The organism is Mariniradius sediminis, from assembly GCF_021491425.1.
In the GTDB taxonomy this organism is placed as follows: Bacteria; Bacteroidota; Bacteroidia; order Cytophagales; family Cyclobacteriaceae; genus Mariniradius; species Mariniradius saccharolyticus.
The window spans coordinates 1-204 of sequence record NZ_JAKEVZ010000104.1; the positions used below are offsets into that span (position 1 = coordinate 1).

1 protein-coding gene is annotated in these 204 nt (G+C 55.9%); it reads left to right on the forward strand.

The annotated features are described in order from the left end of the window. On the forward strand, nucleotides 1–204 hold a 204-nt coding region (locus L0U89_RS20440), incomplete at both ends, for an MBG domain-containing protein (protein WP_234863213.1).

Consider the following 204-nt stretch of genomic DNA (forward strand, 5'->3'; position numbering starts at 1 on the left):
AAAATGTGGGCACCTATGCCATCAACCAGAACACGGTTGCCAACAGCAACTATGCGATAAGCTACACGGGTGCGCTGCTGACCATCAACCAGCTTGCAGTGACGGTGACAGCGGATGCGAAGTCCAAGACCTACGGTGATGTTGATCCAGCCTTGACCTTTGTGTCGGTACCTGCGGTCGGCAGCACGCTTGCCAACGGTGAGG